The organism is Bifidobacterium platyrrhinorum, from assembly GCF_010667645.1.
GTDB classification, from domain to species: domain Bacteria; phylum Actinomycetota; class Actinomycetes; order Actinomycetales; family Bifidobacteriaceae; genus Bifidobacterium; species Bifidobacterium platyrrhinorum.
The window spans coordinates 122,657-148,645 of sequence record NZ_WHZV01000001.1 but is presented as its reverse complement, the minus strand read 5'-3'; the positions used below and the strand labels follow the sequence as shown (position 1 = coordinate 148,645).

The 25,989-nt window shown below is 66.8% G+C and carries 18 protein-coding genes, 1 tRNA gene, 1 pseudogene and 1 riboswitch; of the genes and pseudogenes, 6 read left to right on the top strand and 14 right to left on the bottom strand.

Annotated features, from left to right (window positions below; translation table 11 throughout):
- Positions 1-86: 86 nt before the first annotated feature.
- Positions 87-194, top strand: a riboswitch (TPP riboswitch).
- Both GFD21_RS00580 and thiC read left to right on the top strand, forming a co-directional pair.
- Positions 192-1,064 carry a hydroxyethylthiazole kinase gene (locus GFD21_RS00580; protein WP_163195986.1) on the top strand — a complete coding sequence of 291 codons (873 nt, stop codon included), beginning with the start codon at positions 192-194 and terminating at the stop codon, positions 1,062-1,064. It overlaps the preceding riboswitch by 3 nt.
- Before the next feature lie 135 nt (positions 1,065-1,199).
- On the top strand, positions 1,200-3,941 hold the full coding sequence (thiC, locus tag GFD21_RS00575) for a phosphomethylpyrimidine synthase ThiC (RefSeq protein WP_163195985.1): 2,742 nt from the start codon (positions 1,200-1,202) through the stop codon (positions 3,939-3,941).
- 167 nt (positions 3,942-4,108) lie between these two features.
- Here thiC and GFD21_RS00570 read toward each other — a convergent pair whose 3' ends face one another.
- Positions 4,109-5,350 (bottom strand): ATP-binding protein, encoded by a 1,242-nt coding sequence (locus GFD21_RS00570; protein WP_225431508.1) that lies wholly within the window; start codon positions 5,348-5,350, stop codon positions 4,109-4,111.
- A 100-nt stretch (positions 5,351-5,450) separates the two neighbouring features.
- Between GFD21_RS00570 and thiD the strand changes: the two genes are divergently transcribed.
- From thiD to GFD21_RS00555, 3 genes are all read left to right on the top strand, one after another.
- Entirely contained in the window at positions 5,451-6,260 is an 810-nt protein-coding gene (gene thiD / locus GFD21_RS00565; protein WP_163195984.1) for a bifunctional hydroxymethylpyrimidine kinase/phosphomethylpyrimidine kinase, read from the top strand.
- A 5-nt stretch (positions 6,261-6,265) separates the two neighbouring features.
- The gene (locus tag GFD21_RS00560) at positions 6,266-6,682 is read left to right on the top strand and encodes a thiamine-binding protein (RefSeq protein ID WP_163195983.1); all 417 of its coding nucleotides are present in this window, start codon (positions 6,266-6,268) and stop codon (positions 6,680-6,682) included.
- Positions 6,683-6,962: 280 nt separating this feature from the next.
- Positions 6,963-8,342: an MFS transporter gene (locus GFD21_RS00555; RefSeq protein ID WP_163195982.1), complete on the top strand. Its 1,380-nt coding sequence runs from the start codon at positions 6,963-6,965 to the stop codon at positions 8,340-8,342.
- A gap of 109 nt (positions 8,343-8,451) precedes the next feature.
- Here GFD21_RS00555 and gmk read toward each other — a convergent pair whose 3' ends face one another.
- The 11 genes and pseudogenes from gmk to GFD21_RS00505 form a co-directional block, all read right to left on the bottom strand.
- Positions 8,452-9,036 carry a guanylate kinase gene (gene gmk, locus GFD21_RS11015; RefSeq protein ID WP_225431569.1) on the bottom strand — a complete coding sequence of 195 codons (585 nt, stop codon included), beginning with the start codon at positions 9,034-9,036 and terminating at the stop codon, positions 8,452-8,454.
- Positions 9,037-9,228: 192 nt separating this feature from the next.
- Positions 9,229-10,158: pseudogene (gene pyrF / locus GFD21_RS11010) on the bottom strand (orotidine-5'-phosphate decarboxylase); the annotation flags it as partial.
- 19 nt (positions 10,159-10,177) lie between these two features.
- Complete coding sequence (gene carB / locus GFD21_RS00545) at positions 10,178-13,561, bottom strand: carbamoyl-phosphate synthase large subunit (RefSeq protein WP_163195980.1); 3,384 nt, start codon at positions 13,559-13,561, stop codon at positions 10,178-10,180.
- 1 nt (position 13,562) lies between these two features.
- Entirely contained in the window at positions 13,563-14,783 is a 1,221-nt protein-coding gene (carA, locus tag GFD21_RS00540; protein ID WP_404801538.1) for a glutamine-hydrolyzing carbamoyl-phosphate synthase small subunit, read from the bottom strand.
- Positions 14,784-14,975: 192 nt separating this feature from the next.
- The gene (nusB, locus tag GFD21_RS00535; RefSeq protein WP_163195978.1) at positions 14,976-15,389 is read right to left on the bottom strand and encodes a transcription antitermination factor NusB; all 414 of its coding nucleotides are present in this window, start codon (positions 15,387-15,389) and stop codon (positions 14,976-14,978) included.
- Positions 15,390-15,452: 63 nt separating this feature from the next.
- A complete protein-coding gene (gene efp, locus GFD21_RS00530) occupies positions 15,453-16,010 on the bottom strand; it encodes an elongation factor P (protein WP_163195977.1) in 558 nt (185 codons plus the stop codon).
- A 217-nt stretch (positions 16,011-16,227) separates the two neighbouring features.
- Positions 16,228-17,427, bottom strand: a complete 1,200-nt coding sequence (gene tuf, locus GFD21_RS00525) for an elongation factor Tu (RefSeq protein WP_163195976.1) — start codon at positions 17,425-17,427, stop codon at positions 16,228-16,230.
- A gap of 139 nt (positions 17,428-17,566) precedes the next feature.
- Positions 17,567-19,690, bottom strand: a complete 2,124-nt coding sequence (gene fusA, locus GFD21_RS00520) for an elongation factor G (RefSeq protein ID WP_163195975.1) — start codon at positions 19,688-19,690, stop codon at positions 17,567-17,569.
- A 31-nt stretch (positions 19,691-19,721) separates the two neighbouring features.
- Complete coding sequence (gene rpsG, locus GFD21_RS00515) at positions 19,722-20,192, bottom strand: 30S ribosomal protein S7 (protein WP_163195974.1); 471 nt, start codon at positions 20,190-20,192, stop codon at positions 19,722-19,724.
- A gap of 5 nt (positions 20,193-20,197) precedes the next feature.
- On the bottom strand, positions 20,198-20,569 hold the full coding sequence (gene rpsL, locus GFD21_RS00510) for a 30S ribosomal protein S12 (RefSeq protein WP_003825774.1): 372 nt from the start codon (positions 20,567-20,569) through the stop codon (positions 20,198-20,200).
- Positions 20,570-21,410: 841 nt separating this feature from the next.
- Positions 21,411-21,486, bottom strand: a tRNA-His gene (locus tag GFD21_RS00505).
- A 1,035-nt stretch (positions 21,487-22,521) separates the two neighbouring features.
- Here GFD21_RS00505 and GFD21_RS00500 point away from each other — a divergent pair.
- Positions 22,522-23,559, top strand: a complete 1,038-nt coding sequence (locus GFD21_RS00500; RefSeq protein ID WP_163195973.1) for a threonine aldolase family protein — start codon at positions 22,522-22,524, stop codon at positions 23,557-23,559.
- On the opposite strand, the gene GFD21_RS00495 is transcribed toward GFD21_RS00500, so the two are convergent.
- Both GFD21_RS00495 and GFD21_RS00490 read right to left on the bottom strand, forming a co-directional pair.
- Entirely contained in the window at positions 23,543-24,772 is a 1,230-nt protein-coding gene (locus GFD21_RS00495) for a glycosyltransferase (RefSeq protein WP_163195972.1), read from the bottom strand. The genes GFD21_RS00500 and GFD21_RS00495 overlap by 17 nt on opposite strands.
- Positions 24,773-24,821: 49 nt before the next feature.
- Entirely contained in the window at positions 24,822-25,988 is a 1,167-nt protein-coding gene (locus GFD21_RS00490; protein WP_163195971.1) for a pyridoxal phosphate-dependent aminotransferase, read from the bottom strand.
- Position 25,989: the final 1 nt, after the last annotated feature.

The window sequence follows — 25,989 nt, the reverse complement described above, 5'->3', positions numbered from 1 at the left end:
ATGCCCGACACGCAAGGGTTCCGGCCCCGGCGGACGCCCTTTCGTCACATCTTGTCCATATTGGCGCATAGCGTCGAATCCGATAACGAAACATGCAGGGGAACCCGGGAACGCGCCGGGTTGAGATGGGCCCCGCGCCCGACCCTTTGAACCTGTTGGTTAAGACCAGCGTAGGGAGCAGTGACAGCCATATGAGCGACGTATCTCGTACCGCCGACGCCATCGACGACGTCAGGGGGCGCATCAGACGGGCCGTGGAGACGGTGAGGGACACGACGCCGATGGCGCAGTCGTTCACCAATTTCGTCACCATCAACCTCGTCGCCAACGCGCAGCTGGCCGCCGGCGGCACCGCCGCGATGAGCTTCCTGCCGGACGATGTCATCGACACCGCGGCCATGTCCGGCGCCGACTACGTCAACGTGGGCACGCTGCTGCCCTTCTACAAGGACGCGCTGCCGAAGATCGCGAGGGCCTTCCGCAAGTCGGGGCACAAGTGGGTGCTCGACCCGGTGGCCGCCGGCATCGGCGCGACGCGCACCGAGATCCTGCGCGCCTTCCGCGCCGCCCCGCCCACCGTCGTGCGCGGCAACGCCTCCGAGATCATCGCGTTGGCCTCGATGTGGGGCCTGTTCTCCCCTGACGCCGCCACACGTCCGGCCGGCGTCGAATCCGTCGACGAGGTGGACTCCTCGGTCGGGCCGGCGAAGCTCCTCGCGCGTTTCCTCGCCGCCTCCGCCCCGCAAGGCGAGGCCGCCGTGGCGGTCTCCGGCGCCGTCGACCTCGTCACCGACGGCCATGCCGTCTACCGCCTGCCCGGCGGCAGCGCGATGATGTCCAAGATCACCGGCGCCGGATGCTCGCTCGGCGGCGTGACCGCCACGTACCTGGCGGTCGCCGACCCGCTGACCGCGGCATTGGCCGCGACGGCGCTGTACAACCGCGCGGGAGAGGCCGCCGAGGCCGTCAGCCACGGGCCGGGCTCGTTCCAGGTCGCCTTCCTCGACGCCCTGTGGAACACGACCGCCGACGAGGTCGCCGCAAGCGAGATCCTCATCGACTGACCGGCGGCCGGCGCGGGCATTGCCTTCCGCGCCCGCGCCGGCCATCACCCATCGCCGTCCCCTTTCCCTTCTCCCCCATCCCGCCCCGTGAGGGATGCGACGCACTTCCACCAACCAATCACAAAGGAACAGACAATGAGCAACGAATACCCCTACGCGTCCATGCGCGATTCGTTCGACCTCTCCGCGTATTTCGTGGTCGGGCCGGACGACTGCAAGGGCCGCCCGCTGACCGACGTGGTCGACCAGGCCCTGCACGGCGGCGCGACGTTCATCCAGCTGCGCGCCAAGGGCGCCGACGCCTCCGAACTGACCGAGATGGCCCGCGACGTCGCGCAGATCATCGAAGACAACGCCAAGTCCGATTCGGTCGCGTTCGTCATCGACGACCGCGCGGACGTCGTGTGGCAGGCCCGACGCAAGGGCATCAAGGTGGACGGCGTGCACATCGGCCAGACCGACATGGAGCCGCGCGAGGCCCGCGCCCTGCTCGGCGACGAGGCGATCGTCGGCCTGTCCGCCGAGACCGAGTCCCTCGTCCGTCTCATCAACGAGCTGCCCGACGGCTGCATCGACTACATCGGCGCCGGCCCGCTGCACGTCTCCTCCACCAAGCCCGAGGCCTCGGTCGGCGGCAACGACGGCTCCGGCAAGACCCTGGACGCGCGCCAGATCGACACGATCTGCGCCGCCAGCGAGTTCCCGGTCGTGGTCGGCGGCGGCGTGACCGCGGACGACATGGCCATGCTCGCCGGCACCAAGGCCGCCGGCTGGTTCGCGGTCTCCGCCATCGCGGGCGCCGAGAACCCCGAGGAGGCCACCCGCGCGATGGTCGAGGGCTGGAAGGCCGTGCGCGGCGAGAAGCGCCACGGCTACGCCCCGCGCATCGTCACCCACACGCCGGCCGCCGATACGCAGGCCGCGCAGGAGGGCGCCGCCAAGCCGGGCGCCGAGGCCGCCGAGAGGAAGTTCACGAACGCCAAGGAGGCGAAGGAGGCGCAGAAGCTCGCCAAGCAGCAGCGCGTCGACATCGCCGCCCGCGGCTCGAAGCAGCGCGACAAGGCGCACATCCGCAAGACGAAGACCGTCCACTTCGACTACCAGTACGGCTCCTACGACCTCGAGGTGCCGTACACGGAGATCAAGCTCTCCGACACGCCCGGCGTCGGCCCGAACCCGCCGTTCCACGACTACAACACCGAAGGCCCGAAGTGCGATCCGAAGGAGGGCCTGAAGCCCCTGCGCCTCGACTGGATCCGCGACCGCGGTGACATCGAGGACTACGAGGGCCGCGCCCGCAACCTCCAGGACGACGGCAAGCGCGCCATCAAGCGCGGCCGCGCCACGAAGGAATGGCGCGGACGCACGCACAAGCCGATGCGCGCCAAGGACCACCCGGTCACCCAGATGTGGTACGCCCGCCACGGCATCGTCACCCCGGAGATGCAGTACGTCGCGACCCGCGAGAACTGCGACGTGGAGCTCGTGCGCTCCGAGCTGGCCGCCGGCCGCGCCGTCATGCCGTGCAACATCAACCACCCGGAGGCCGAGCCGATGATCATCGGCTCCCGCTTCCTCACCAAGCTCAACGCGAACATGGGCAACTCGGCCGTCACCTCGTCCATCGACGAGGAGGTCGAGAAGCTCACGTGGGCCACCAAGTGGGGCGCCGACACCGTGATGGACCTGTCCACCGGCAACGACATCCACACCACCCGCGAGTGGATCCTCAGGAACTCCCCCGTGCCGATCGGCACCGTGCCGATGTACCAGGCGCTGGAGAAGGTCGAGGACGACGCCTCGAAGCTCAGCTGGGAGCTGTTCCGCGACACCGTGATCGAACAGTGCGAGCAGGGCGTCGACTACATGACGATCCACGCCGGCGTGCTGCTGCGCTACGTGCCGCTCACCGCGAACCGCGTCACCGGCATCGTCTCCCGCGGCGGCTCGATCATGGCCGACTGGTGCCTGCGCCACCATCAGGAGAGCTTCCTGTACACGCACTTCGACGAACTGTGCGACATCTTCGCCAAGTACGACGTGGCGTTCTCGCTCGGCGACGGCCTGCGCCCCGGCTCCCTCGCGGACGCCAACGACGCGGCGCAGCTGAGCGAGCTGATGACGCTGGGCGAGCTCACCGAGCGCGCCTGGGCGAAGGACGTGCAGGTCATGATCGAGGGCCCGGGCCACGTGCCGTTCGACACGGTGCGCATGAACATCGAGCTGGAGAAGGCCGTGTGCAAGGGCGCCCCGTTCTACACCCTGGGACCGCTCACCACCGACACCGCCCCCGGCTACGACCACATCACCTCCGCGATCGGCGCCACCGAGATCGGCCGCTACGGCACCGCCATGCTGTGCTACGTGACCCCGAAGGAGCACCTGGGCCTGCCGAACAAGGACGACGTCAAGCAGGGCGTGATCGCCTACAAGATCGCCGCCCACGCGGCCGACATCGCCAAGCACCACCCGCACGCGCAGGACCGTGACGACGCGATCTCGAAGGCCCGCTTCGAGTTCCGCTGGCTCGACCAGTTCAACCTCTCCTACGATCCGGACACCGCGATTGCGTTCCACGACGACACGCTGCCCGCCGAGCCGGCCAAGATGGCGCACTTCTGCTCGATGTGCGGCCCGAAGTTCTGCTCGATGGCCATCTCGCAGAACATCCGCAAGGCGTTCGGCGGCGCGGCAGCCCAGGAGCAGATCGTGAAGGATTCGCTCGCCGGCGTGGCCGCCGACGCGCAGCCGGCCGCGGCCGACGGCGTCGTCTCCGCCAACGTGCTGAGCCCCGAGGAGATCCGCGCCGGCCTCGACGCGATGAGCGAGAAGTACACCGCCCAGGGCGGCAAGCTCTACTCCACCGCCGCCGAGTGATCCGGAGGCCCCGACGGATCCGATATGACCGAGCCCCTCACCCGTGAAGGTGAGGGGCTCGGTCATATGATCGGCTCTTCCCATGTCGGCGCGAAAGGACCGCAGGTCCCGGGCCCGTCTCCGCAACCGCCGATCGCAACGGTGCGGGTGCCGTCCCGTTCCTCCTCCTATCCCCTATGCGCGCGCAGCTCCGGACGGCGTTCGACACGCTCGAACGCGGTCGTGAGGTCACTCGCGCGGATCGCGGCGCGGCGGTCCTTGGCTGCGACGAGCGCCGCCTCCGTCCAGATCGCGCACACCTCGGCGCCGCTCCAGCCCTCGGTGCGCCGCGCGATGTCCGCGAGCGGCAGCTCCCCTTCGGTGGAAAGCGCCCGCTCCTGCACCTCGAGGATCGCGAGACGGTCATGCTCGCCCGGCATCGGGAACGGGATCTGCCAGTCGAAGCGGCCCGGGCGCAGCAGCGCCGGATCCACGTCCTCGATGCGGTTCGTGGCGGCGACGACCACCACGTTGCCCTTGGACGCGAAACCGTCCATGAGCGTCAGGAGCTGGGCGACGAGACGCTTGCCCACGCCGTTCGTGTCGGTGTCGCGCGAGGAGGCGATCGAGTCGATCTCGTCGAAGAAGATGATGGCGCGCCGGTCGGCCTGCGCGGCGGCGAAGATCATGCGCAGCGTCTCCTCGCTGTCGCCCACGTACTTGCTCACGATGGTCGGACCGGAGACGAGATAGAACTGCGCGTCGGCCACGTTGGCGATGATGCGCGCCAGATGCGTCTTGCCGGTACCGGGCGCGCCGGTGAAGATCACGCCCTTGATCGGCTTGGCGCCGATGGCGCGCATCTGCACGCTGTTGCCGAGCTGCGTCTCGATGAGCTCCTTGGCGCGCGTGACGACCTGCTCGTAGCCGCCGAACGACGCGAACGTGAGGTCCGGGTCGGCGCTCGGCGTGATCCGGTACTGTTTGATGTCGTCGTCATGGTCGGATTCGCCGGGGCGGATGGCCGTCGGCCACAGCACGCGTTCGATGCCGAACAGGTCGGTGAACTCCACCGTGTTGCCGGGGGCGATATCCACCGGATAATCGCCTTCGAGGAGCTCCAGCCCGTCCGAGGTCTCCAGGACGACCGCGTCCTCCAGGGCGCGGCGCACGACGCCGACGCGGGGCTTCACCGGCCAGACGGAGGCGGGCACCTTCGTGTAGAAGCCGTCGCCGACGAGCAGCACGTCGCCCACGTCGAACACCTCCTGCCGCGGGAACGTGAGCTGCGTGCTCCGCCCGTTCGGCATTGTCGCGTAATAGGCGACGCGCCCCTCGTCGAATCCGGTGATGCGCGCCAGCACGCCGTCGCGGCGCAACACGTCGTCGGACATGGTTCCCCTCTCCCGCTGCTCGGTTCCGGCCTTCATCCGAAGCCCGTTCCATCACACCACACAACCGGCCCGGAATCAAGGAAAACCAAGTCGGAAACAGGTGAAAAACCAGCGTCCCGCGACTAGACTGAACGTCATGCCAACACATGCAACCACCACACTTCCCCCCGTGCTCGCGATCTCCGGTTCGGACTCGTCCGGCGGCGCCGGCATGCAGGCGGACTTGAAGACCATGCTCGCCAACGGCGTGTTCGGCATGAGCGCGATCACCGCGCTCACCGCGCAGAACACCACCGGCGTGCGCTCCATCCAGGACACCGAGCCGAACATCCTCGCCGACCAGATCGACGCCGTGTTCGAGGACATCCCGCCGCTGGCCGTCAAGATCGGCATGGTGTCCGCGACGGACATCATCGACGTGATCGCCGACCGGCTCACGTTCCACCACGCGACGAACGTCGTGCTCGACCCGGTCATGGTCGCCACGTCCGGCGCGAAGCTCATCAGCGACGACGCGATCGCCGCGCTCACGTCGAAGCTGTTCCCGCTCGCCACCGTCATCACGCCGAACATCCCCGAGGCGCAGGTCCTGACCGGCATCGCGATCGACGACGCCGATTCGATGGAGCAGGCGGCGCGCGACCTCGTCGAACGATACGGATGCGCGGCGCTCGTCAAGGGCGGTCACCACACCAACGACGCGAACGACGTGCTCGCCGAAACCGGCGGCGCGGTCACATGGTTCGAGGGCGTCCGCGTCGACAACCCGAACACGCACGGCACCGGCTGCACGCTGAGCTCCGCCATCGCCTCGAACCTCGCGAAGGGCGAGACGCTGCCCGAGGCGATCCGGCACGCGAAGGAATACCTGACCGGTGCGTTGAACGCGATGCTCGACCTGGGCCACGGTTCCGGACCGATGGACCACCTGTGGAAGGACCGGTGACGCCGATGGCTCTTGACCGTTTCGCCGTGAAACAGGAGGTCCCCATCGACCCGAAGACCGGCAAGCCGTATCTCAACACGGTGGCCGCCATCCAGGTGTCGGTGACGGGCGCGGGGGCCGAGGTGTCGCCGTACGTCTCGCAGGCCATCGAGGTGATCCGCGACTCCGGCCTGCCGCAGGAGACGAACGCCCTCTTCACCGACGTGGAGGGCGATCTGGACGAGGTGCTGCATGTGGCCGGCGAGGCCGCGAAGAAGCTCGCGGAGCAGGGCTACCGCACGAGCCTCGTGCTCCACATGGACATCCGCCCCGGTTTCTCCGGCCAGCTCACCGAAAAGCCGCAACTCGCCGACCGGCTCATCGCCGAACGCCGCGCACGGACGGCCGGGCATGAGGAGGGGGCCGGAACCGACGGCCGGTGAACCGGCACGTCCCCCGCCCCGGGGACGGGCGGGGGACGTGCCATGTCCGTCCTATGAACGGGAGCCCGCGACGGGCGGTCACTATATGACCCGTCGCGGGCTCCCGTGCGTCACGCGCCTAATCTGTCGTGCAGGATTTTCACAGACTGCCGCACAACGGCAAGCTTGGTTTTCCGGGATCACGGTCCGATGGCGGGCGCGGGGCGCCCCGCACAACGGCAGGCGACCATGCGCCGGTCATCCGCGGACCGAGGTTCATGACATACAAGAGGTACCCATCATGACCACTGCCGAAGGGCAGATCGCCTCCGCATCGGCGGAGCGGGACGGCGGGAAGGCCGCCGCAGCCAATCATCCGCATCAGGTTCAGGACATCATCTCGCGCGTGGACCGCGCGCACGAGACCCCGATGTTCCATCGCATCGTCGCGCTGGTCGCGGCCGGCATGCTGATGGACAGCATCGACGTGTACATCGGCAGCGCGGTCGCCAGCAGCGCCCTGTCCACGCACTGGTCCACCGTCGCGCAGAACTCCACGTTCATGTCGGCCGGCTTCCTCGGCCTGCTCATCGGTTCGTTGCTGGCCGGGTTCGTCGGCGATCTTAGGGGCCGCCGCGTCGCCTACCAGATCAACCTGCTGCTGTTCGGCGGGTTCACGTTCCTGGGCGCGTTCGCCCCGAACATGACCGTCCTGTCGCTGTGCCGCCTGGGCGCCGGACTCGGCCTGGGCGCCGAGATCGTCACCGGTTTCGCCATGGTCAACGAGTTCGCGCCGATGAACCGCCGCGGCCACTGGTGCGCGATCGTCTCCCTGGTGGCGAACTGCGGCGTGCCGATCGCCATGCTGCTGTGCGCATGGATCATCCCCCGCTGGTCGTGGCGCCCCCTGTTCGTCGGCATCGGCCTGATCGCCGCCGTGATCTGGTGGCTGCGCCGCGACATCCCCGAGTCCCCGCGCTGGCTGGCCGTGCACGGCCGCTACGGCGAGGCGGACGCGATCGTGAGGCGGCTGGAGGCCAACGGCTCCGACCCGGAGTTCGATGGCACCGCCGCCGACGCCCGTGCGCAGGAACGCAATGCGGGCGGCCGTTCGCTCGGCGTGTGCCTGCTCGTGGCCATCGTCGCCGTGGGCGCCACCAACGTATGCTCCTACGCGTTCACCTCGTGGGTGCCGACGATCCTGGTCAAGCGCGGCATCAACCTGTCCAGCTCGCTGCTCACGTCCACGCTCATGATGCTGGGCGCCCCGGTCGGCTGCCTCATCGGTTCGCTGCTCATCGACCGCATCGGCCGCAAGCGCACCATCGTGCCGGCGTTCCTGTTCACCGGCGTGTTCGGCATGCTCTACGCCTTCCAGACCTCCACGGCCGGCGCCATCGTCGTGGGCTTCCTGCTCATGATGTGCCTGTACACGCTGATGGCCTCCGTGGTGGCCGTGTACGCGCCCGAACTGTTCGCCACCAAGGTGCGGTTCCGCTGCGTCGGCCTTGCCAACGCGATCGCCAAGCTGCTCAACGTGCTCATGCCGATCGCCGTGGGGTGGATGCTCACCGCGCTGGGCGCGACGTCCATCTTCGTGTCGATCAGCGTGATCGCCATCGCCTCGATGCTCGTCGTCGGTTTCTTCGGCGCCGAGACGTCGCGCCGCTCGGTCGGCTGATCCGGGCCGATGCGCGCGGATGGCGCGCATATGAATGAAGGCGGGCACCTTGTGGGGTGCCCGCCTTCATTCATATCGCGGCCGTATCGCAGCCGACGGCCGGATCGGATCACGCGTCGACGCCGTACTCCTTGGCGATGAGGTTCCAGAGTTCGTCGGCGGCCTGCTCGACATGCTCGTTGACGATGGTCACGTCGAATTCGGATTCGGCGGCGAGCTCGACCTTGGCGGTCTCGAGGCGGCGGTTGCGCTGTTCCTCGGTCTCGGTGCCGCGGCCGGTCAGGCGGCGCACCAGCTCGTCGAAGCTCGGCGGGGCGATGAACACGGTCATCACCTCGAGGCCGAGCTCCTTCGCCTTCTCCTTGACGCGCCGCGCGCCCTGCAGGTCGATCTCGAGGATCGTCGGGGTGCCCACCGCCATATGCTCCTCCAGGGGCTTGAGCGGCGTGCCGTAATGGGCCATGCCGTGCACGAGCGCGGTCTCGAGGAACTCGCCCGCCTTCTCCTTGGCGGCGAACTCCTCCTCGCTCATGAACCAGTAGTTCACGCCGTTGACCTCGCCCGGACGCGGGTCGCGCGTGGTCGCGGACACGGACACCCATACCTCGGGGTGCTTCTTGCGCAGCGCGACCTCGACGGTGCCCTTGCCCACGCCGGCCGGGCCGGTGAGCACAAGCAGCCTGCCGCCGTGCAGCTCCTTCTCCCCCGCCTTGCCGGCGGGTTCCTCGGCTTCGGCCGCGGTGGTGGTCGTATCGTTCACGGTGATGCTCTCCCTGGTCTTCTCGCTGGTCTCCTGGTGGTCGGAGGTCCCGTCACCGGAGGTTTCGTCCCCCGACGGGGTCGCGTCTCCGCTCGCCTGGGCGGGCTCCGGCTCCTCCCCATGCCGCTGCTCGAGGTCGCCTATCCTGGTCGCCTCGAGCAGGGCCTGCCGCACGTCGAGCGAAATGGCCTCGGTGGCCTCGCTCAGCGCGGCGATGTCAGGCCCGTGCGAGGCGATGAAGCGAGACACGGTCACCAGGACGTTGCCCTTGGTGCCCTTGAACACGGTGCGCAGGTCCTTGGCGTCGGCCCCCTGCCAGCCGTAGCCGGGCGAGAGGATCGGCCCGGTGAACTTGGCCGGGTCGACGCCGGTCTCGTTGATCCACTGGCCGATGGTGGCGCCGATGACCAGTCCGACCGAGCCCATGCCGTCCACGTCGCGGTTGTTCTTCTGCGCGGTGGAGGCGATGCCGTAGGCCACCGTCTTGCCGGCGTATTCGCCGACCTGGCGGATGGAACTCTGCAGGCTCTTGCCCTCCTCGTTGGAGGTGAGGGAGGCGATGAACACGCCGCGGCCGTTGTCGAGCGCGTCGTCGATGAGTCCCTGCAGCGATCGCGCGCCGTAGTACGGCAGCAGCGTGATCGCGTCCGCCCTCAACGGCGCGCCCGGCTTGAAGTAGGCGTCCGCGATGGCGGAGATCGTGGTGGACAAGCCTCCGTGCAGGCAATCGACAATCGTGATGATGCCCATCTGGCGCGCCGCGTACAGCACGCGTTCCAGCGCCGCGAAGCCCTTCGAACCATAGCGTTCGAACATGGGCGACTGGAACTTGACGGCGGCGGCGCGACCGTTCGCGGCCTGCAGCATGCGCATGGCGAACATCTCCGCGCCGTCGGCGTCCACGTTGTAGCCCCAATCGGTCAACAGCTTCCGATGCGGGTCGATGCCCACGCACAGCGGGCCGTACTTGTCCATCGAGTTGCGCAGGCGCAGACCGAAGTCCGAGCGCCGCGCGAGCCGTTCATTGTTCCGTTCCTCTTTGGGGCTGGCATTCATCGCGAATCCTTTCGCCTGATCAGAAATCCTTGCTTTCCAATGCGAACAGCTGCTTCGAATGCTCCTGGATGCTCATGATCTGGTAATCGTTGCGTTTGACCGCCTCGATGGCCAGCAGCACCGCGGAGAATTCGGTGATGGTGGTGAACTGCGGCAGGTCGGCGGCGATGGCGGCGGCTCGGATGGAGTAGCCGTCGGAGCGCGACCCGCGCGAGTTCGGGGTGTTGAGGATCATGTCGATCGCGCCGTCCTCGATGAGCTCGACGACGTTCTTGCCGATCGACCCCTCGGCGTGCACGACCTTCACCGGCGCCTCCGGATCGGAGTCGACGCGGGTGGAGATCTTGTCCACGATCTTCGAGTCGATGCCGTAGCGGCGCAACACGGAGGCGGTGCCCTCGGTGGCCCAGATGGTGAATCCGAGCTCGACGAGGCGCACGGCCATCAGCGGCAGCTGGCGCTTGTCGGTGTCGTTCACGGAGATGAACACGTTGCCGTGGGTCGGCAGGCCGCCCTCGTAGGCGGCGAGCTGGCTCTTGGCGAACGCGTGCGGGAAGTCGCGGTCGAAGCCCATGACCTCGCCGGTGGAGCGCATCTCGGGTCCGAGCAGGATGTCGACGGTCTTGCCGACAGGCGTGCGGAAACGCTTGAACGGCAGCACGGACTCCTTGACCGCCACCTGCTGGCCGCGGTGCATGACGCCGCCGTCGCCCTTGGGCAGCAGCAGGCCGTTGGCGCGCTGGTCGGCGATGGTCTCGCCGGCCATGATGCGCGCGGCGGCCTTGGCCAGCGCCACGCCGGTGGCCTTGGAGGCGAACGGCACGGTGCGGGAGGCGCGCGGGTTGGCCTCGATGACGTACAGGGTGTTCGCCATGAACGCGTACTGCACGTTGATCAGGCCCTTGACGTCGCAGCCCTTGGCGATGGCGTAGGTGCCCTCCCTGAGGCGGCGGATCTGGTCGTCGGACAGCGTGGACGGCGGCAGGGTGCACGCGGCGTCGCCGGAGTGCACGCCGGCCTCCTCGATGTGCTCCATGATGCCGCCGATGTACAGCTCCTCGCCGTCGAACAGGGCGTCGACGTCGATCTCGATGGCGTCCTGGAGGAACTTGTCGATGAGCAGCGGGGAGGGCAGACGGCCGGAGACGACCGTGTCGGCCTTCGCCTCGGCGAGGGCGCGGTTCACGTACTTCTCGAGCTGGGCGTTGTCGTAGACGATCTCCATGCCGCGGCCGCCGAGCACGTAGCTCGGGCGCACGAGCACCGGGTAGCCGATCGAGTGGGCGGCCTCCTGGGCCTCCTCCAGCGACAGCGCGGTGCCGTAGCGCGGCGCGTTCATCTTCGCCTTCTTGAGCACCTCGCCGAACAGCTCGCGGTTCTCCGCCAGGTCGATGGCCTCCGGGGTGGTGCCGAGGATCGGCACGCCGGCGGCCTTGAGGCGCGCGGCGAGCGACAGCGGCGTCTGGCCGCCGAGCTGCACGATGACACCCTTGACCGGGCCCATCCTCTTCTCGGCCTCGTAGATCTCGAGCACGTCCTCGAAGGTGAGCGGCTCGAAGTAGAGACGGTCGGAGATGTCGTAGTCGGTGGAAACGGTCTCCGGGTTGCAGTTGACCATGATGGTGTCATAGTCCTTGCCGAGCTCCTGCACCGCGTGCACGCAGGTGTAGTCGAACTCGATGCCCTGGCCGATGCGGTTCGGGCCGGAGCCGAGGATGATCACGGCCTCGCGCTCGCGCGGCTTGACCTCGGTCTCGTCCGCGTAGCAGGAGTAGTAGTACGGCGTGGCCGCGTCGAACTCGGCGGCGCAGGTGTCGACCGTCTTGTACACGGGGCGCAGGCCGTAGGTCCAGCGCAGCTCGCGGACGGTGTTCTCGCCTTCGTCGCCCAGACCGCGCAGGTGCGCGATCTGCAGGTCGGACAGGCCGGCGAGCTTGGCGCGGCGCAGCAGCCTGCGCGTCAGCGTCTCGGCCTCGCGCACCGCCTGCGCGGTCTCGTTGATGAGCGTGAGCTGCTTGAGGAACCACGGGTCGATCTTGGTGGCCGCGTACAGCTGCTCGATGGTGGCGCCGCCCCAGATGGCGCGCATGAGCTCGAGGTAGCGGTTCTCGGTGGGCGTGTGGATCGCCTTGAGCAGTTCGGCGACCTCGTCGGCCGTCGGCTTGTCGCCATCCCAGTTGAAGCCCATGTGGCGCTTGTCGATGGAACGCATGGCCTTGCCGAGGGACTCCTGGAAGTTGCCGGCCAGGGCCATGGCCTCGCCGACGGACTTCATCGAGGTGGTGAGCGTCGGGTCGGCGCCCGGGAACTTCTCGAACGCGAAGCGCGGCACCTTGGTGACCACGTAGTCGATGGTCGGCTCGAAGGAGGCCGGCGTGGACTGGGTGATGTCGTTGCGGATCTCGTCAAGCGTGTAGCCGAGGGCCAGCTTGGTCGCGATCTTGGCGATCGGGAAGCCGGTGGCCTTAGACGCGAGCGCGGAGGAGCGGGAGACGCGCGGGTTCATCTCGATGACGATGATGCGGCCGGTCTCGGGGTGGATGGCGAACTGGATGTTGCAGCCGCCGGTGTCCACTCCCACGCCGCGGATGATGGCGATGCCGATGTCGCGCAGCTTCTGGTACTCGCGGTCGGTCAGGGTGAAGCACGGCGCCACGGTGATGGAGTCGCCGGTGTGCACGCCGACCGGGTCGACGTTCTCGATCGGGCAGACGACCACGACGTTGTCGTTGCGGTCGCGCATGAGCTCGAGCTCGAATTCCTTCCAGCCCTCGATGCCCTCCTCGATGAGCACCTCGTCGGTCGGCGAGTAGTGGATGCCGGCGCCGGCGATGCGGTGCAGCTCCTCCTCGTCGTGCGCGATGCCGGAGCCGAGGCCGCCCATCGTGAAGCTCGGGCGGACGACCAGCGGGTAGCCGAACTCGTCGGCGATGCGGTCCACCTCGGCGAGCGTGTGGGCGATGCGGGAGCGCGCGGATTCGGCGCCCGCCTCGTCGACGACCTTCTTGAACAGCTCGCGGTCCTCGCCGCGGTCGATGGCGTCGAGGGACGCGCCGATGAGCTCGACATTGTACTTCTTGAGCACGCCGGCCTCGCCGAGCGCCATCGCGGCGTTGAGGGCGGTCTGGCCACCGAGGGTCGGCAGCAGCGCGTCGGGGCGTTCCTTGGCGATGATCTGCTCGAGGATCGGCGTGGCGATCGGCTCGATGTAGGTGGCGTCGGCCATCTCGGGGTCGGTCATGATGGTGGCCGGGTTCGAGTTGACGAGGATGACGCGGATGCCCTCCTCCTTGAGGACGCGGCATGCCTGGGTGCCCGAGTAATCGAACTCCGCGGCCTGACCGATCACGATCGGGCCGGAGCCGATGACCATCACGGATTTGATGTCGGTGCGCTTCGGCATATCACTTACCTTCCTTGGAGTCGGCGCGGGAATCGCGCGGGTTGTTCTTCATGAGATCGCAGAATCGGTCGAACAGGTACGCGGCGTCGTGCGGACCGGCCGCGGCCTCCGGGTGGTACTGCACGGAGAACGCGGGGATGTCCACGCACTGCAGGCCCTCGACCACGTCGTCGTTGAGGTCGATGTGGCTGACGAACACCTTGCCGTATCTGCCGCCCTCGAACGGGGCGTCGACGGTCTCGCCGATCGGCGCGTCGACGGCGAAGCCGTGGTTGTGGGCGGTGACCTCCACCTTGCCGGTGGTGAGGTCCTTGACCGGCTGGTTGATGCCGCGGTGGCCGAACTTGAGCTTGTAGGTGCCGAAGCCGAGCGCGCGGCCGAGCAGCTGGTTGCCGAAGCAGATGCCGAAGAACGGGTAGCCGGCGTCGAGGACCTTGCGCAGCAGCTCGACCTCCGGGCCGGCCTGCTCCGGGTCGCCCGGGCCGTTGGAGAAGAAGACGCCGTCCGGATCGAGGGCGGTCAGTTCCTCGAAGGTGATGGTGGAGGGCACGACGTGCACGCGGCAGCCGCGCTCGGCCATGCGGTGCGGGGTCATCGCCTTGATGCCCAGGTCGACGGCGGCCACGGTGTACAGCGGCTCCTTGCCTTCGAACTCGCCGCACGGCTCGATGGTGTACGCCTCCTTGGTGGAGACCTCGTCGTACAGGCTCAGGCCCTGCATCCGCGGGGTGGCCTTGACGGCCTCGAGCAGGTCGTCGACGTCCTTGAGACGGCCGTCGTCGCCGAGGAGCGCGTCGCCGGAGAAGATGCCGGCGCGCATCACGCCCGCGGAACGCAGGTGGCGCACCAGCTTGCGGGTGTCGATGTCGGCGAGGCCGACGATGCCGTTGGCCTCGAGATCGCCGTCGAGGCTGCCCTCGGCGCGCCAGTTGCTCACGTTCGGGGAGGGTTCGCGCACCACGTATCCGGCCACCCAGATGCGGGAGGATTCCGGATCCTCATGGTTGACGCCCGTGTCGCCGATGTGCGGGAAGGTCTGCACGACGATCTGACGGTCGTAGCTCGGGTCGGTGAGCGTCTCCTGGTATCCGGTCATGCCGGTGGCGAACACGATCTCGCCCGTGGTCGCGCCATGGGCGCCGTACGGCTCGCCCACATACACCTGCCCATCCTCCAGTACAAGGACCGCATCGTCCTTGGTAAAGTTCGCGTTCTCGCTCACCAAATCCCCCTTATCTTTCTCGGGTTATCCGTAATTCAGGTTATAGGCCAGCGCCGACGCACACGCCCTGACACGCGCATGCGGCGAAGCGGCCGTTTGAAGTTCGCCGGGCGGTCGCCGCCCGGTCATGGGTTTTCCGTCTCCGGTCATGAAAACGCCTCCCGTGTTGCGGGGAGGCGTTTCATGAAAAAATCAATCGATCGGCTTTTCCTTGGCCGTGCAGATGGCGGACAGCAGTCCGTGGATGAAGGCGGGGGAATCCTCGTCGCACAGGGTCTTGGCGAGGGACAACGCCTCATCGATGGCGACCTTGTCCGGCACGTCATCGTTGAAGAGGATCTCCCAGGCGGCGATGCGCAGGATGTTGCGATCGACCACGCCCATACGACGGACCTTCCACCCGGTCGAATGCTCGTCCAGGGTGGCGTCGATGTCGTGACGGTGCTCGGCCACGCCCTTGACGATGTCGATGGCGTACTCGGGCAGCGGGGTCTGCGCGCCGGGGGTCTCGATGCGTTCCTCAAGCAGGGACAGAATGTCCTGGCCCTTCTCGTCCGCTTCATACAACGTGTTCAGAGCCCTTTTGCGGGCGGTGGAACGTGCCATGCAGCTTGGTCCTTTGCGTGTGCGGTGGTTGCCGGTTCGATTGCGTCTGGTCGGGTTCGCCGATCAGTTCTCGCGGCCCAGGTAGGAGCCGTCGGTGGTATTAACCTTGACCTTCTCGCCCTCGTTGATGAACAGCGGGACCTGGATCTCGGCGCCGGTCTCGACGGTGGCCGGCTTGGTGCCGGCGTTGGAGCGGTTGCCCTGCAGGCCCGGCTCGGTGTGGGTGATGGTCAGGACCACGGAGGCCGGCAGTTCGACGCTCAGCGGGGTGTCGTCGTGGAAGGACACGATGCAGTCGGTGCCCTCGAGCAGGAACTTGGTGTCGACGATGGACTTCGGCACGTAGACCTGGTCGTAGGTGGTCATGTCCATGAAGACCAGGTTGTCGCCGTCCTCGTAGGAGTACTGGAGGTTGCGGTTGTCGACGGTCTCGAACTCCATCTTCATGCCCGCGTTGAAGGTCTTGTCGACGATCTTGCCGGAGAGCACGTTCTTGATGGTGGTACGCACGAAGGCGGGGCCCTTGCCCGGCTTGACGTGCTGGAACTTGAGGACGCTCCACAGCTGGCCGTCGAGGTTCAGGACGGAACCGTTCTTGATGTCATTGGTAGTCTGTGCCACGATGTCTCACCTATTTCTAGTGTCGAGGGCTTACCCAAAATTTGCCTTGGCTATTATGCCACCACCCCTCTACCGCGACACGTCATGGCATGGCGGTGAGTCCGAGCGGCCTTTCCGCGGATGCGTGCGGATACGAAAGGACCCCGGAACCGTTGCGGGTTCCGGGGTCCTTTCAGAACGCTAGTTCAAGCGCGTCCTAAGATCGCTCCGATGGGAATCAGGCGAGGATCTTGGTGACACGGCCCGAGCCGACGGTGTGGCCACCCTCACGCACGGCGAAGGTCAGGCCCTCCTCCATGGCGATGGGCTGGATCAGCTCGACGGTGAAGGTCGCGTGATCGCCCGGCTGGACCATCTCGACGCCTTCCGGCAGCTCGATGACGCCGGTGACGTCGGTGGTGCGGAAGTAGAACTGCGGACGGTAGTTGGAGAAGAACGGCGAGTGACGGCCACCCTCATCCTTGGTCAGGACGTAGACCTCACCCTCGAACTTGGTGTGCGGGGTGACGGAGCCCGGAGCGGCCACGACCTGGCCACGCTCGACGTCCGTACGGCCGAGGCCACGGAGGAGCAGACCGGTGTTGTCGCCGGCCTCGCAGGAGTCCATCGTCTTGTGGAAGGTCTCGATGGAGGTGACGGTGGTGTTCTGGGTCGGGCGGATGCCGACGATCTCGACCGGGGTGTTGACGGCCAGCTGGCCACGCTCGACACGGCCGGTGACGACGGTACCACGACCGGAGATGGTGAAGACGTCCTCGATCGGCATCAGGAACGGCTTGTCGAGGTCGTGGACCGGGGTCGGGATGTACTCGTCGACGGCGTCCATGAGCTTCTTGATCTGCTCGACCCACTTCTCGTGGTCCGGGGCGTCGTCGTGCAGCGCGCCGTAGGCGGAGACGTGGATGACCGGGCAGTCGCGATCGAAGCCGTTCTCGTCGAGGAGGTCACGGACCTCTTCCTCGACGAGCTCGATGAGCTCCTCGTCGTCGACCATGTCGCACTTGTTCAGGGCGACCAGGATCTTCGGGACGCCGACCTGGCGGGCGAGCAGGACGTGCTCGCGGGTCTGGGCCATCGGGCCGTCGGTGGCGGCGACCACGAGGATGGCGCCATCCATCTGGGCGGCGCCGGTGATCATGTTCTTCACGAAGTCGGCGTGGCCCGGGCAGTCGACGTGAGCGTAGTGACGCTTCTCGGTCTGGTACTCGATGTGGGCGATGTTGATGGTGATGCCGCGGGCGGCCTCTTCCGGAGCGGAATCAATCTGGTTGAAGTCGTACTCCGGGTTGACATCCGGGTACTCCTCGTGCAGCACCTTGGAGATGGCCGCGGTCAGGGTCGTCTTGCCGTGATCGACGTGGCCGATGGTGCCGATGTTAACGTGCGGCTTAGTACGCTCGTACTTTTCCTTTGCCATTACTTTGTCCTCCTGGACGTTTCGTAGGTTTACTGGGTTTCTGGGTTTCGTGCCACATTGAAGGAGCCAGAACCCAGTCAGCGGTACACGATATTACCGCTGACCGGAGACGTGGCGCAAATCAACGTAGCGACGCGTGTCACTCGCCGCGCTGGGCCTTGATGATCTCGTCGGAGACGCTCTTCGGCACCTCGGCGTAGGAGTCCATCTGCATGGTGAACATGGCGCGACCCTGGGTCTTCGAACGCAGGTCGCCGATGTAGCCGAACATCTCGGACAGCGGGACCTTGGCGTCGATGACCTTGACGCCGGTGGCGTCGGTCATGGACTGGATGTTGCCACGGCGCTGGTTCAGATCGCCGATGACCTCGCCCATGTACTCCTCCGGAGTACGGACCTCGACGGCCATGATCGGCTCGAGGATGACCGGCTTGGCCTTCGGGGCGGCCTCCTTGAAGCACATGGAGCCCGCGAGCTTGAAGGCCATCTCGGAGGAATCGACCGGGTGCATCTGGCCGTCGGTGACGGTGGCCTTGACGCCCACGACCGGGAAGCCGGCGAGGATACCGGATTCCATGGCCTCCTTGACGCCGGCCTCGATGGACGGGATGAACTCCTGGGAGATGTGGCCGCCGGTGACGGCGTTCTCGAACTCGAAGGTCTTGCCCTCGGTGGTCTCGAGCGGCTCGAAGTTCATCAGGACCTTCGCGAACTGGCCGGAACCACCGGTCTGCTTCTTGTGCGTGTAGCCCTGGTCCATGACGGCCTTGCGGATGGTCTCGCGGTAGGCGACCTGCGGCTTGCCCTGGGTGCACTCGACCTTGAACTCGCGACGCATGCGGTCGACGATGATGTCGAGCTGGAGCTCGCCCATGCCGGCGATCAGGGTCTGGCCGGACTCCTCGTCCGTGGTGACCTGGAACGTCGGGTCCTCCTCGGCCAGCTTGGCGAGGGCGATGCCCATCTTCTCCTGGTCGGCCTTGGTCTTCGGCTCGACGGCCACCTGGATCACCGGATCCGGGAAGGTCATGGAGTTGAGGGAGATCGGGGCGTCCATGGCGCACAGGGTGTCACCGGTGGTGACGTTCTTGAGGCCCACGAAGGTGTAGATGTTGCCGGCGTCGGCGACCTCGACCGGGTTCTCCTTGTCGGCGTGCATCTGGAAGATCTTGCCGACGCGCTCCTTCTTGCCGCGCGTGGAGTCGAGCACGTTGTCGCCCGGCTTGACGGAGCCGGAGTAGACGCGCACGAACACGAGCTTGCCGTAGAACGGGTGGGTGGAGATCTTGAAGACCAGGGCCGCGAACGGATCGCTCTTGGACGGCTTGCGGTCGATCTCGACGGACTCGTCGCCGGGCTCGAAGCCCTTGATGGCCGGCACGTCCTCCGGGGACGGCAGGTAGTCGACGACGCCGTCCAGCATCGGCTGAACGCCCTTGTCCTTGAAGGCGGAACCGCAGAAGACCGGGAAGGCCTTCTTCTCGATGGTCAGCTGGCGGACGCCCGCGCGCACGTCCTCCATGGACAGCTCGCCGTCCTCGAAGAACTTGTTCATCAGGTCGTCGTTCGCTTCGGCGGCGGCCTCGATGAGCTGCTCGTGGTATTCGGCGGCCTTGTCCTGGAGGTCCTCCGGGATGTCGGTGACGTCGTACTTGGCGCCGAGGCCCTCGGTGCCGTTCCAGACGTACGCCTTCATCTCGACCAGGTCGACGACGCCGGCGAAGTCGTTCTCGGCGCCGATCGGCAGCTGCATGACGATCGGGGTGGCGCCCAGCTTGTCCTTGATGGTGTCGACGGAGTAGTAGAAGTTCGCGCCGAGCTTGTCCATCTTGTTGATGAAGCAGATGCGCGGCACGCCGTACTTGTCGGCCTGACGCCACACGGTCTCGGACTGCGGCTCCACGCCCTCCTTGCCGTCGAAGACGGCGACGGCGCCATCGAGCACGCGCAGGGAGCGCTCCACCTCGGCCGTGAAGTCCACGTGGCCGGGGGTGTCGATGATGTTGATCTGGAACTTGTCCTTGGTGTCGTGGGTCTGGCGGTTCCAGAAGCACGTGGTGGCCGCGGACTGAATGGTGATGCCGCGCTCCTGCTCCTGAGCCATGAAGTCCATCGTCGCGGCGCCGTCGTGCACCTCGCCGATCTTGTAGCTCTTGCCGGTGTAGTACAGAATACGCTCGGTGGTGGTGGTCTTGCCGGCATCGATGTGAGCCATGATGCCGATGTTACGGACGAAATGAAGGTCCGAAAGCTCTTCAGCCATCTTTATCCTTAGTGTTCCTCAGGCCAGTGAATTACCAGCGGTAGTGGGCGAAGGCCTTGTTGGCCTCTGCCATCTTATGAGTATCCTCGCGACGCTTGACAGAAGCGCCGAGGCCGTTGGAGGCGTCCAGGATCTCGTTGGCGAGACGCTCGGCCATGGTCTTCTCGCGACGGGCGCGGGAGAAGTCGGTCAGCCAGCGCAGGCACAGCGTGTTGGCGCGGTTCGGCTTGACCTCGACCGGCACCTGGTAGGTGGCGCCGCCGACTCGGCGGGAACGCACCTCGAGGGACGGGCGGATGTTGTCCAGAGCGCGCTTGAGGACGGCGACCGGCTCCTGCTCGGTCTTCTCCTTGACCATGTCGAGCGCGGAGTAGACGATGTCCTCGGCGATGGACTTCTTGCCGTCCAGGAGGATCTTGTTGATCAGCTGCGCGACGACGGTCGAACCGTAGATCGGATCGGGCAGCACGACGTGCTTCTTAGCGGGTCCTTTACGTGACATATCTCTTACTTCGCCTTCTTTGCTCCGTACAGGGAACGACCCTGCTTGCGGTCCTTCACACCCTGGGTATCAAGCGCGCCGCGCACGATGTGGTAGCGCACACCCGGCAGATCCTTCACACGGCCGCCGCGCACGAGCACGATGGAGTGCTCCTGCAGGTTGTGGCCCTCGCCCGGGATGTAGGCGGTGACCTCGATGCCGGAGGACAGACGCACACGGGCGACCTTACGAAGCGCCGAGTTCGGCTTCTTCGGGGTGGTGGTGTAGACACGGGTGCACACGCCGCGACGCAGCGGGCTGCCCTTGAGCGCCAAAGTCTTCGACTTCTTCGGCTTCGGCGAACGTCCCTTACGGACGAGCTGTTCGATAGTAGGCAACTTGAATTCTCCGATTCAGTGTTATCTCTTGGTTCCGTGAGGCCCGCAACGCCGTGAGCCACACTCCCCCGTGCATCCGGAACCCCTGTCCCGAATCGGAAAGTCAGCCACTGCCCACCGGCCCGATGGCCCGCTCCTCTCTCGCCGCCGCATTGCTGCGCGCGATCCATGCGATTCACGGGATATCCCAGCCCGCACGCCTGTTACATAAGGCACGCCGCTGGCACACACGAATATCCATATTACGGAACGCGAGGACAACGACACGCCAGCCCCGTGAGGAGCCATGACGCCTCCCCGCGGAGGCCGACATTCTCCCCCGCATGACTCACCGACCCGCGCGTGCATGAGGCCCCAAAGCATTAGCATTCCCGTCCCGTACGATTGGGCACCGACCCGCGCGTGCATGAGGCCGCCCCACGGAGGCCGACCTCCCTCACGCCCCTCGACGGTCGATACGCGCCTTTCGGGACTTTGGGAACTTTTGTGTTGCCTATAATCGTGGTTTGGCCTTACGGGATTTGTTCCCCCGCCCCTCAATGATCAACATGCACCTTTCGACATTGCGGGGCACGCTTCCTTGCCCCTCGACACGACGCAGGCATCTTTTGGCACCGAGGGGCGGGAATCATGCCGGCAAGAAGAGAGTCCCTATTGAAAAACGCCATTTTCCAGCGGTTTTTATTTTGTCTCTCGCCCCTCGCCGAACAACAAGGCATGATTCTCATCGAGGGGCAAGGATCCTCGCCCCTCGGCGCCGAACGCCCGGCGTTCATCCGTCGAGGGACAATCCTTCCTTTTCCGAAACGCAAAGGCCCCGAGGTTTCCCTCGGGGCCTTGGTGGGGTGGCTAACGTGGCTCGAACACGCGACCTTCTGAACCACAATCAGATGCTCTACCAACTGAGCTATAGCCACCATGTGCTTTCGACCCGCTTGCGCCGGTCGGCAACGAGTGAATACAATACAGGAGTTTCCATCGTTGTCCAACTACGGCGTGTCGCGTTGCATTCCAAGGGATGACGTCGCGATCCGCGACGACGTCCGCCCATGCGACCACACCGATGACGACGACGCAACCGGCCTCTCCAGCAGCCGCGAGCGCGAGCGACCGCACCCAGATCCTCACACTTAGTGGATTGATTTCGTCGCCGGCAGCCGCGAGCGCGAGCGACCGCACCGGTGGCGGGCGGGCCCGCCGCGGACATGCGACCGACCCCGGCGCCCATCCGAACGCCCATGCCGGCAACGACCCTCCGGGCCGCATGGCCGCAGATGCCGCATCCGCCTCGGACGCCCCCTGCGACCATGCCGATACAGCCGCACCGACACCCTCAATCGCTCGCATACGCACATGGGAGCGGTCACATTGTTCGGTTGTGTTCGTTTTAAAAACACCCCGCACCCCTACTGCGCATTGGCTTTCCGGCGTGTCACCCTGTATTCGATGTTCGGTTTTTGGTATACTTCCAAGTGAAGGCCGGAGTTTAAGATCGGCCGGGAATCCGGCAGGTCGCAACGAAGCGCAGAAAGCCGTAAGGCCGCAGGCGCAACGCCTTCGAGATAACTGAACAGCGATCGATGGTGAATTCACCGAGGCGCGGCATGGAAGCACGGCGCAGGCGCCGGGCCGCGAAAAACACACGTGTACTGGTTGTTTGTGGTTCATCATTGCAAGGAGGCCGCGCAGGGCGGCGCGGCGAAAGCAGCAAAGCGTACCATCGCCTCCTTCCCCAAAACAGATGGCCCCCGGAACTTCTCCCTTCGGTTCCGGGGGCCATCTTCTTGCCGGACGCCCCCGGGAGAACCACCTTCGGACGGTCCCGCCACCGTGTCCCGCCCGCGGGCGCGGGACACGGGCCCCATCCCGGTGTACACGCCGCCCGCCGACGGAGTCCCGCCCGTGGGAGCGGGAAACGGGCGATCGGCGCGCCGGCAACTACACTCGTCATCATGCTTTCCTTCGAAAACGATTATTCCCGTGCCGCGCATCCCGCGGTCCTCGATGCCGTCGCTCGCATCAACGACGACCTGTACCCCGGATACGGCTCGGACGAACTGTGCGACCGTGCAAAGGGGAAAATCCGCGAGGCCTGCGGCCTGCCGGACGCGGACGTGTGGTTCCTGGTCGGCGGCACGCAGGCCAACCAGGTGGTCATCGACGCGGTCACGCCGCCGTACGCCGGCGTCGTCGCCGTCGAATCCGGCCACCCGAACGTGCACGAGGCCGGCGCCATCGAATACTCCGGGCACAAGGTGCTCACGCTCCCCCATCACGACGGCAAGATGGACGCCCGCGAGCTCGACGAGTACTGCGCGACCTTCTATGCGGACGGCAACCACGAGCATATGGTCTTCCCCGGCTGCGTCTACGTCTCCATGTCGACCGAATACGGCACGGTCTACTCGAAATCGGAACTCCGGGCCATCGCCGACGTCGCGCACCGCTACGACATGCCGCTGTTCGTCGACGGCGCGCGTCTCGGCTACGGGCTGACCGCGACCGGCTGCGACATGACGCTCGGGGACCTCGCGCACATCGCCGACGTCTTCTATATCGGCGGCACGAAGGTCGGCGCGATGTTCGGCGAGGCGGTCGTGTTCGCGAACCGCGACGCGCGTTCCGCCGCGCCGCGTCATTTCCTCACCGAGATCAAGCAGCACGGCGCGCTGCTCGCGAAGGGATTCCTGCTCGGCGCGCAGTTCGACGCGCTGTTCACCGACGACCTTTACTTCCGCATCGCCCGCAACGCGAACGTGCAGGCGGACCGCATCCGCGCCGCGCTGCGCGAGAAGGGCTATACGCTCACCTTCGAAGCGCCCACGAACCAGATCTTCGTCACGCTCGACGGGACGGCCATCGAACGGCTCGGACGGGATGTGCGCCTCGGCTTCATGGAGAAGGCCGACGAGACGCACACGGTGATGCGCATCTGCACGAGCTGGTCCACCACGGACGAGGAGACGGAGCGGCTCATCGCCCTGCTGTAGCGATGGCCTCGCGTTCCATGTCGACGAACCGGTGGACGGACGCCTCGACCGAATAGTGCTCGCGCGTATGCTCGGCGTACTTCGCGCCCCAGCGCGCAAGCTCGTCCGGGTGGTCGATCCACCAGTCGATGCGCCGCGCGAGCATCGCCGCGTCGCGCACCGGGAACAACGATTCGTCCGTCAGGGCGAACTGGCTCGCCGCGGACAGCTCCGACGCGGCGATCACCGGCACGAGCCCGCACGCCATCGCCTCGATGACGCTCACCGATTCGATGTCCGCGATCGAGCAATGCACGAACAGGTCGCACGAGCGCAGCAGCGCAGGCATGTCGGCGTTGCGGTGGAAGCCGATATCGGCGTTGCGCCTGAGCCGGCGGTGCGCGCGGAACGTGAGATACCGCTTGAGCGGGCCGGTGCCGGCGATGGTCAGATGGATGTCGCCGGCGTGCCGGCTCATCGAAACGGCCTTGATGAGCGTGATCTGGTCCTTCTCGTGGGCGAGGCGGCCGGATGCGACGACGCGGAACGGCACGTGCGCGGGAGCGTCCGGGTCGAGCGGCTCGCGTGCGGTGAACCGCGGCGAATAGCCGTTCGAGATCACATGCGTCACGCCGCGGTAGCCATGCTCGCGCAGCAGGCCGGCCGTCATCTCCGTGGGCGTGTGGATGTGGTCGACCCGCTTGTAGAGCCATTGGCGGAACAGCCAGTACAGGAACCGTTCCATGCCGGGCACGTAGCGTAGCGGCCCCGCGGAATAGAGCACGTTCTCCGGCTGCAGATGGAATCCGGCGGTGACGGGGATGCCCATCTGGCGGGCGACCTTGGCCGCGCGGCGCCCGAACTTGAACGGCATGTAGACATGCACGACGTCCACGCCCTGGAACGCGGTGCGGAACAGCGTGTCGCTCGGCTGGGCGAACTGCATCTGCTGTTTGGCGGCCACCCAGGAGACGAGCGGCACCTTGTTGACGCGCGCCGGGTACTCGGGGGCCCCGATGCCGACGAGTCGCACATGATGCCCCTGGCGTTCGAGCTCGGCGGCCCATTGCAGGGCGGAATTGGAGGTGCCGTTGCCCTGGTTGCCGACCGTGTCGACCACCAGGGCGATGGTCAGCGGCCGGTCGATGTCCTCCTCGAAGCCGACCCCATCGGCTCCGAAACCTTCGATGCCGGCCGGGCGGCGGCCGTTCCTCTCCGATTCGTGTTCGCGCATTGCTCCAGTCTATGACGGCGCGCGACGGGGAGGGGCGGCGTCCCGCCGGCTACGCCAGCGCGCGCCCGATGCGCGCGACCGCCTGATACAGGTCGGATTCGGGCTTCAACAGGCTGAACCGCACGAAACCGTCGGAGGCGGGGCCGAAGCACGATCCGGGCATGACGGCCACGCCGGCGTGTTCGATGAGCCAGGCGGTGAATTCGTCCGACGTGCCGAACCCGTCCGGCACGCGGGCCCAGAGGAACAGGCCCCCACGCGGCGTCGCCACGTCGAATCCCGCCTCGCGCAGTCCGTCGGCGAGCACCTGCGCACGATGGGCGTAGTTCGCGCCGAGCACCGCCACGGAACGCAAATCGCCGCCCAACGCGACCGCGCCGGCCTGCTGCACGACGCTGGGCGCGAGCACGGTGGTCTGCCGGTGGACGGCCTTCGCCGCGGCGAGGATGCCGGGGGCGCCCGCGATCCAGCCGCCGCGCCAGCCGGCGACCATGAACATCTTGGAGAGCGACCCGAGCTCCACGGCCACGTCGAGCGCGCCCGGCACCTCGAGGATGCTGGGCGAGGGGTCTCCGCCGAATTCGATGCCAGCGTAGGCGAAGTCGTTCATCACCGCGAACCGGTGCTCGCGGGCGAGTTCCACGGCCCGTTCGTGGAACTCCGGCGTGGCGACCGCGCCGGTGGGGTTGTTGGGGTAGTTGAGGATGAGCAGTTTCGCCCGGTCCCACAACGCCGGGTCGGCGGCGTCGAGATCCGGCAGGTATCCATGCCCGGGATCGGCGGGGACCGTCACGAACTCCCCTTTGGCGACGGCGGTGGACCCCTCGTATTGCGGATAGTACGGGTCGACGGCCACGACGGTGTCGCCCTCGTCGACGAGCGCTTCGATGACGGTGGAGATTCCCACCGACGCGCCGGCCGTGGCGAGCAGGTGGGACGACGGGTCGAGCGCCACGTCGTAGCGCTCGCGGTACCAGTGCGCGATGGCGTCGAGATAGGCGGGGACCCCGTCGAACGCGGGGTAGCGGAACAGGGACGGGTCGTGCGCCGCATGGGCGAGCGCGTCCTGCATGAACGCGGGAGGCTTCCCGTCGGGATTGCCCTTGGACAGGTCGATGACGTCGCGCCCGGCCCGGATCGCGGCGGCGGTGCGCGCGTCGGCCTGGGCGAACGGGTTGGACGGGAGCGCCGCCGCCCTGCGTGAGATCGGAACCATG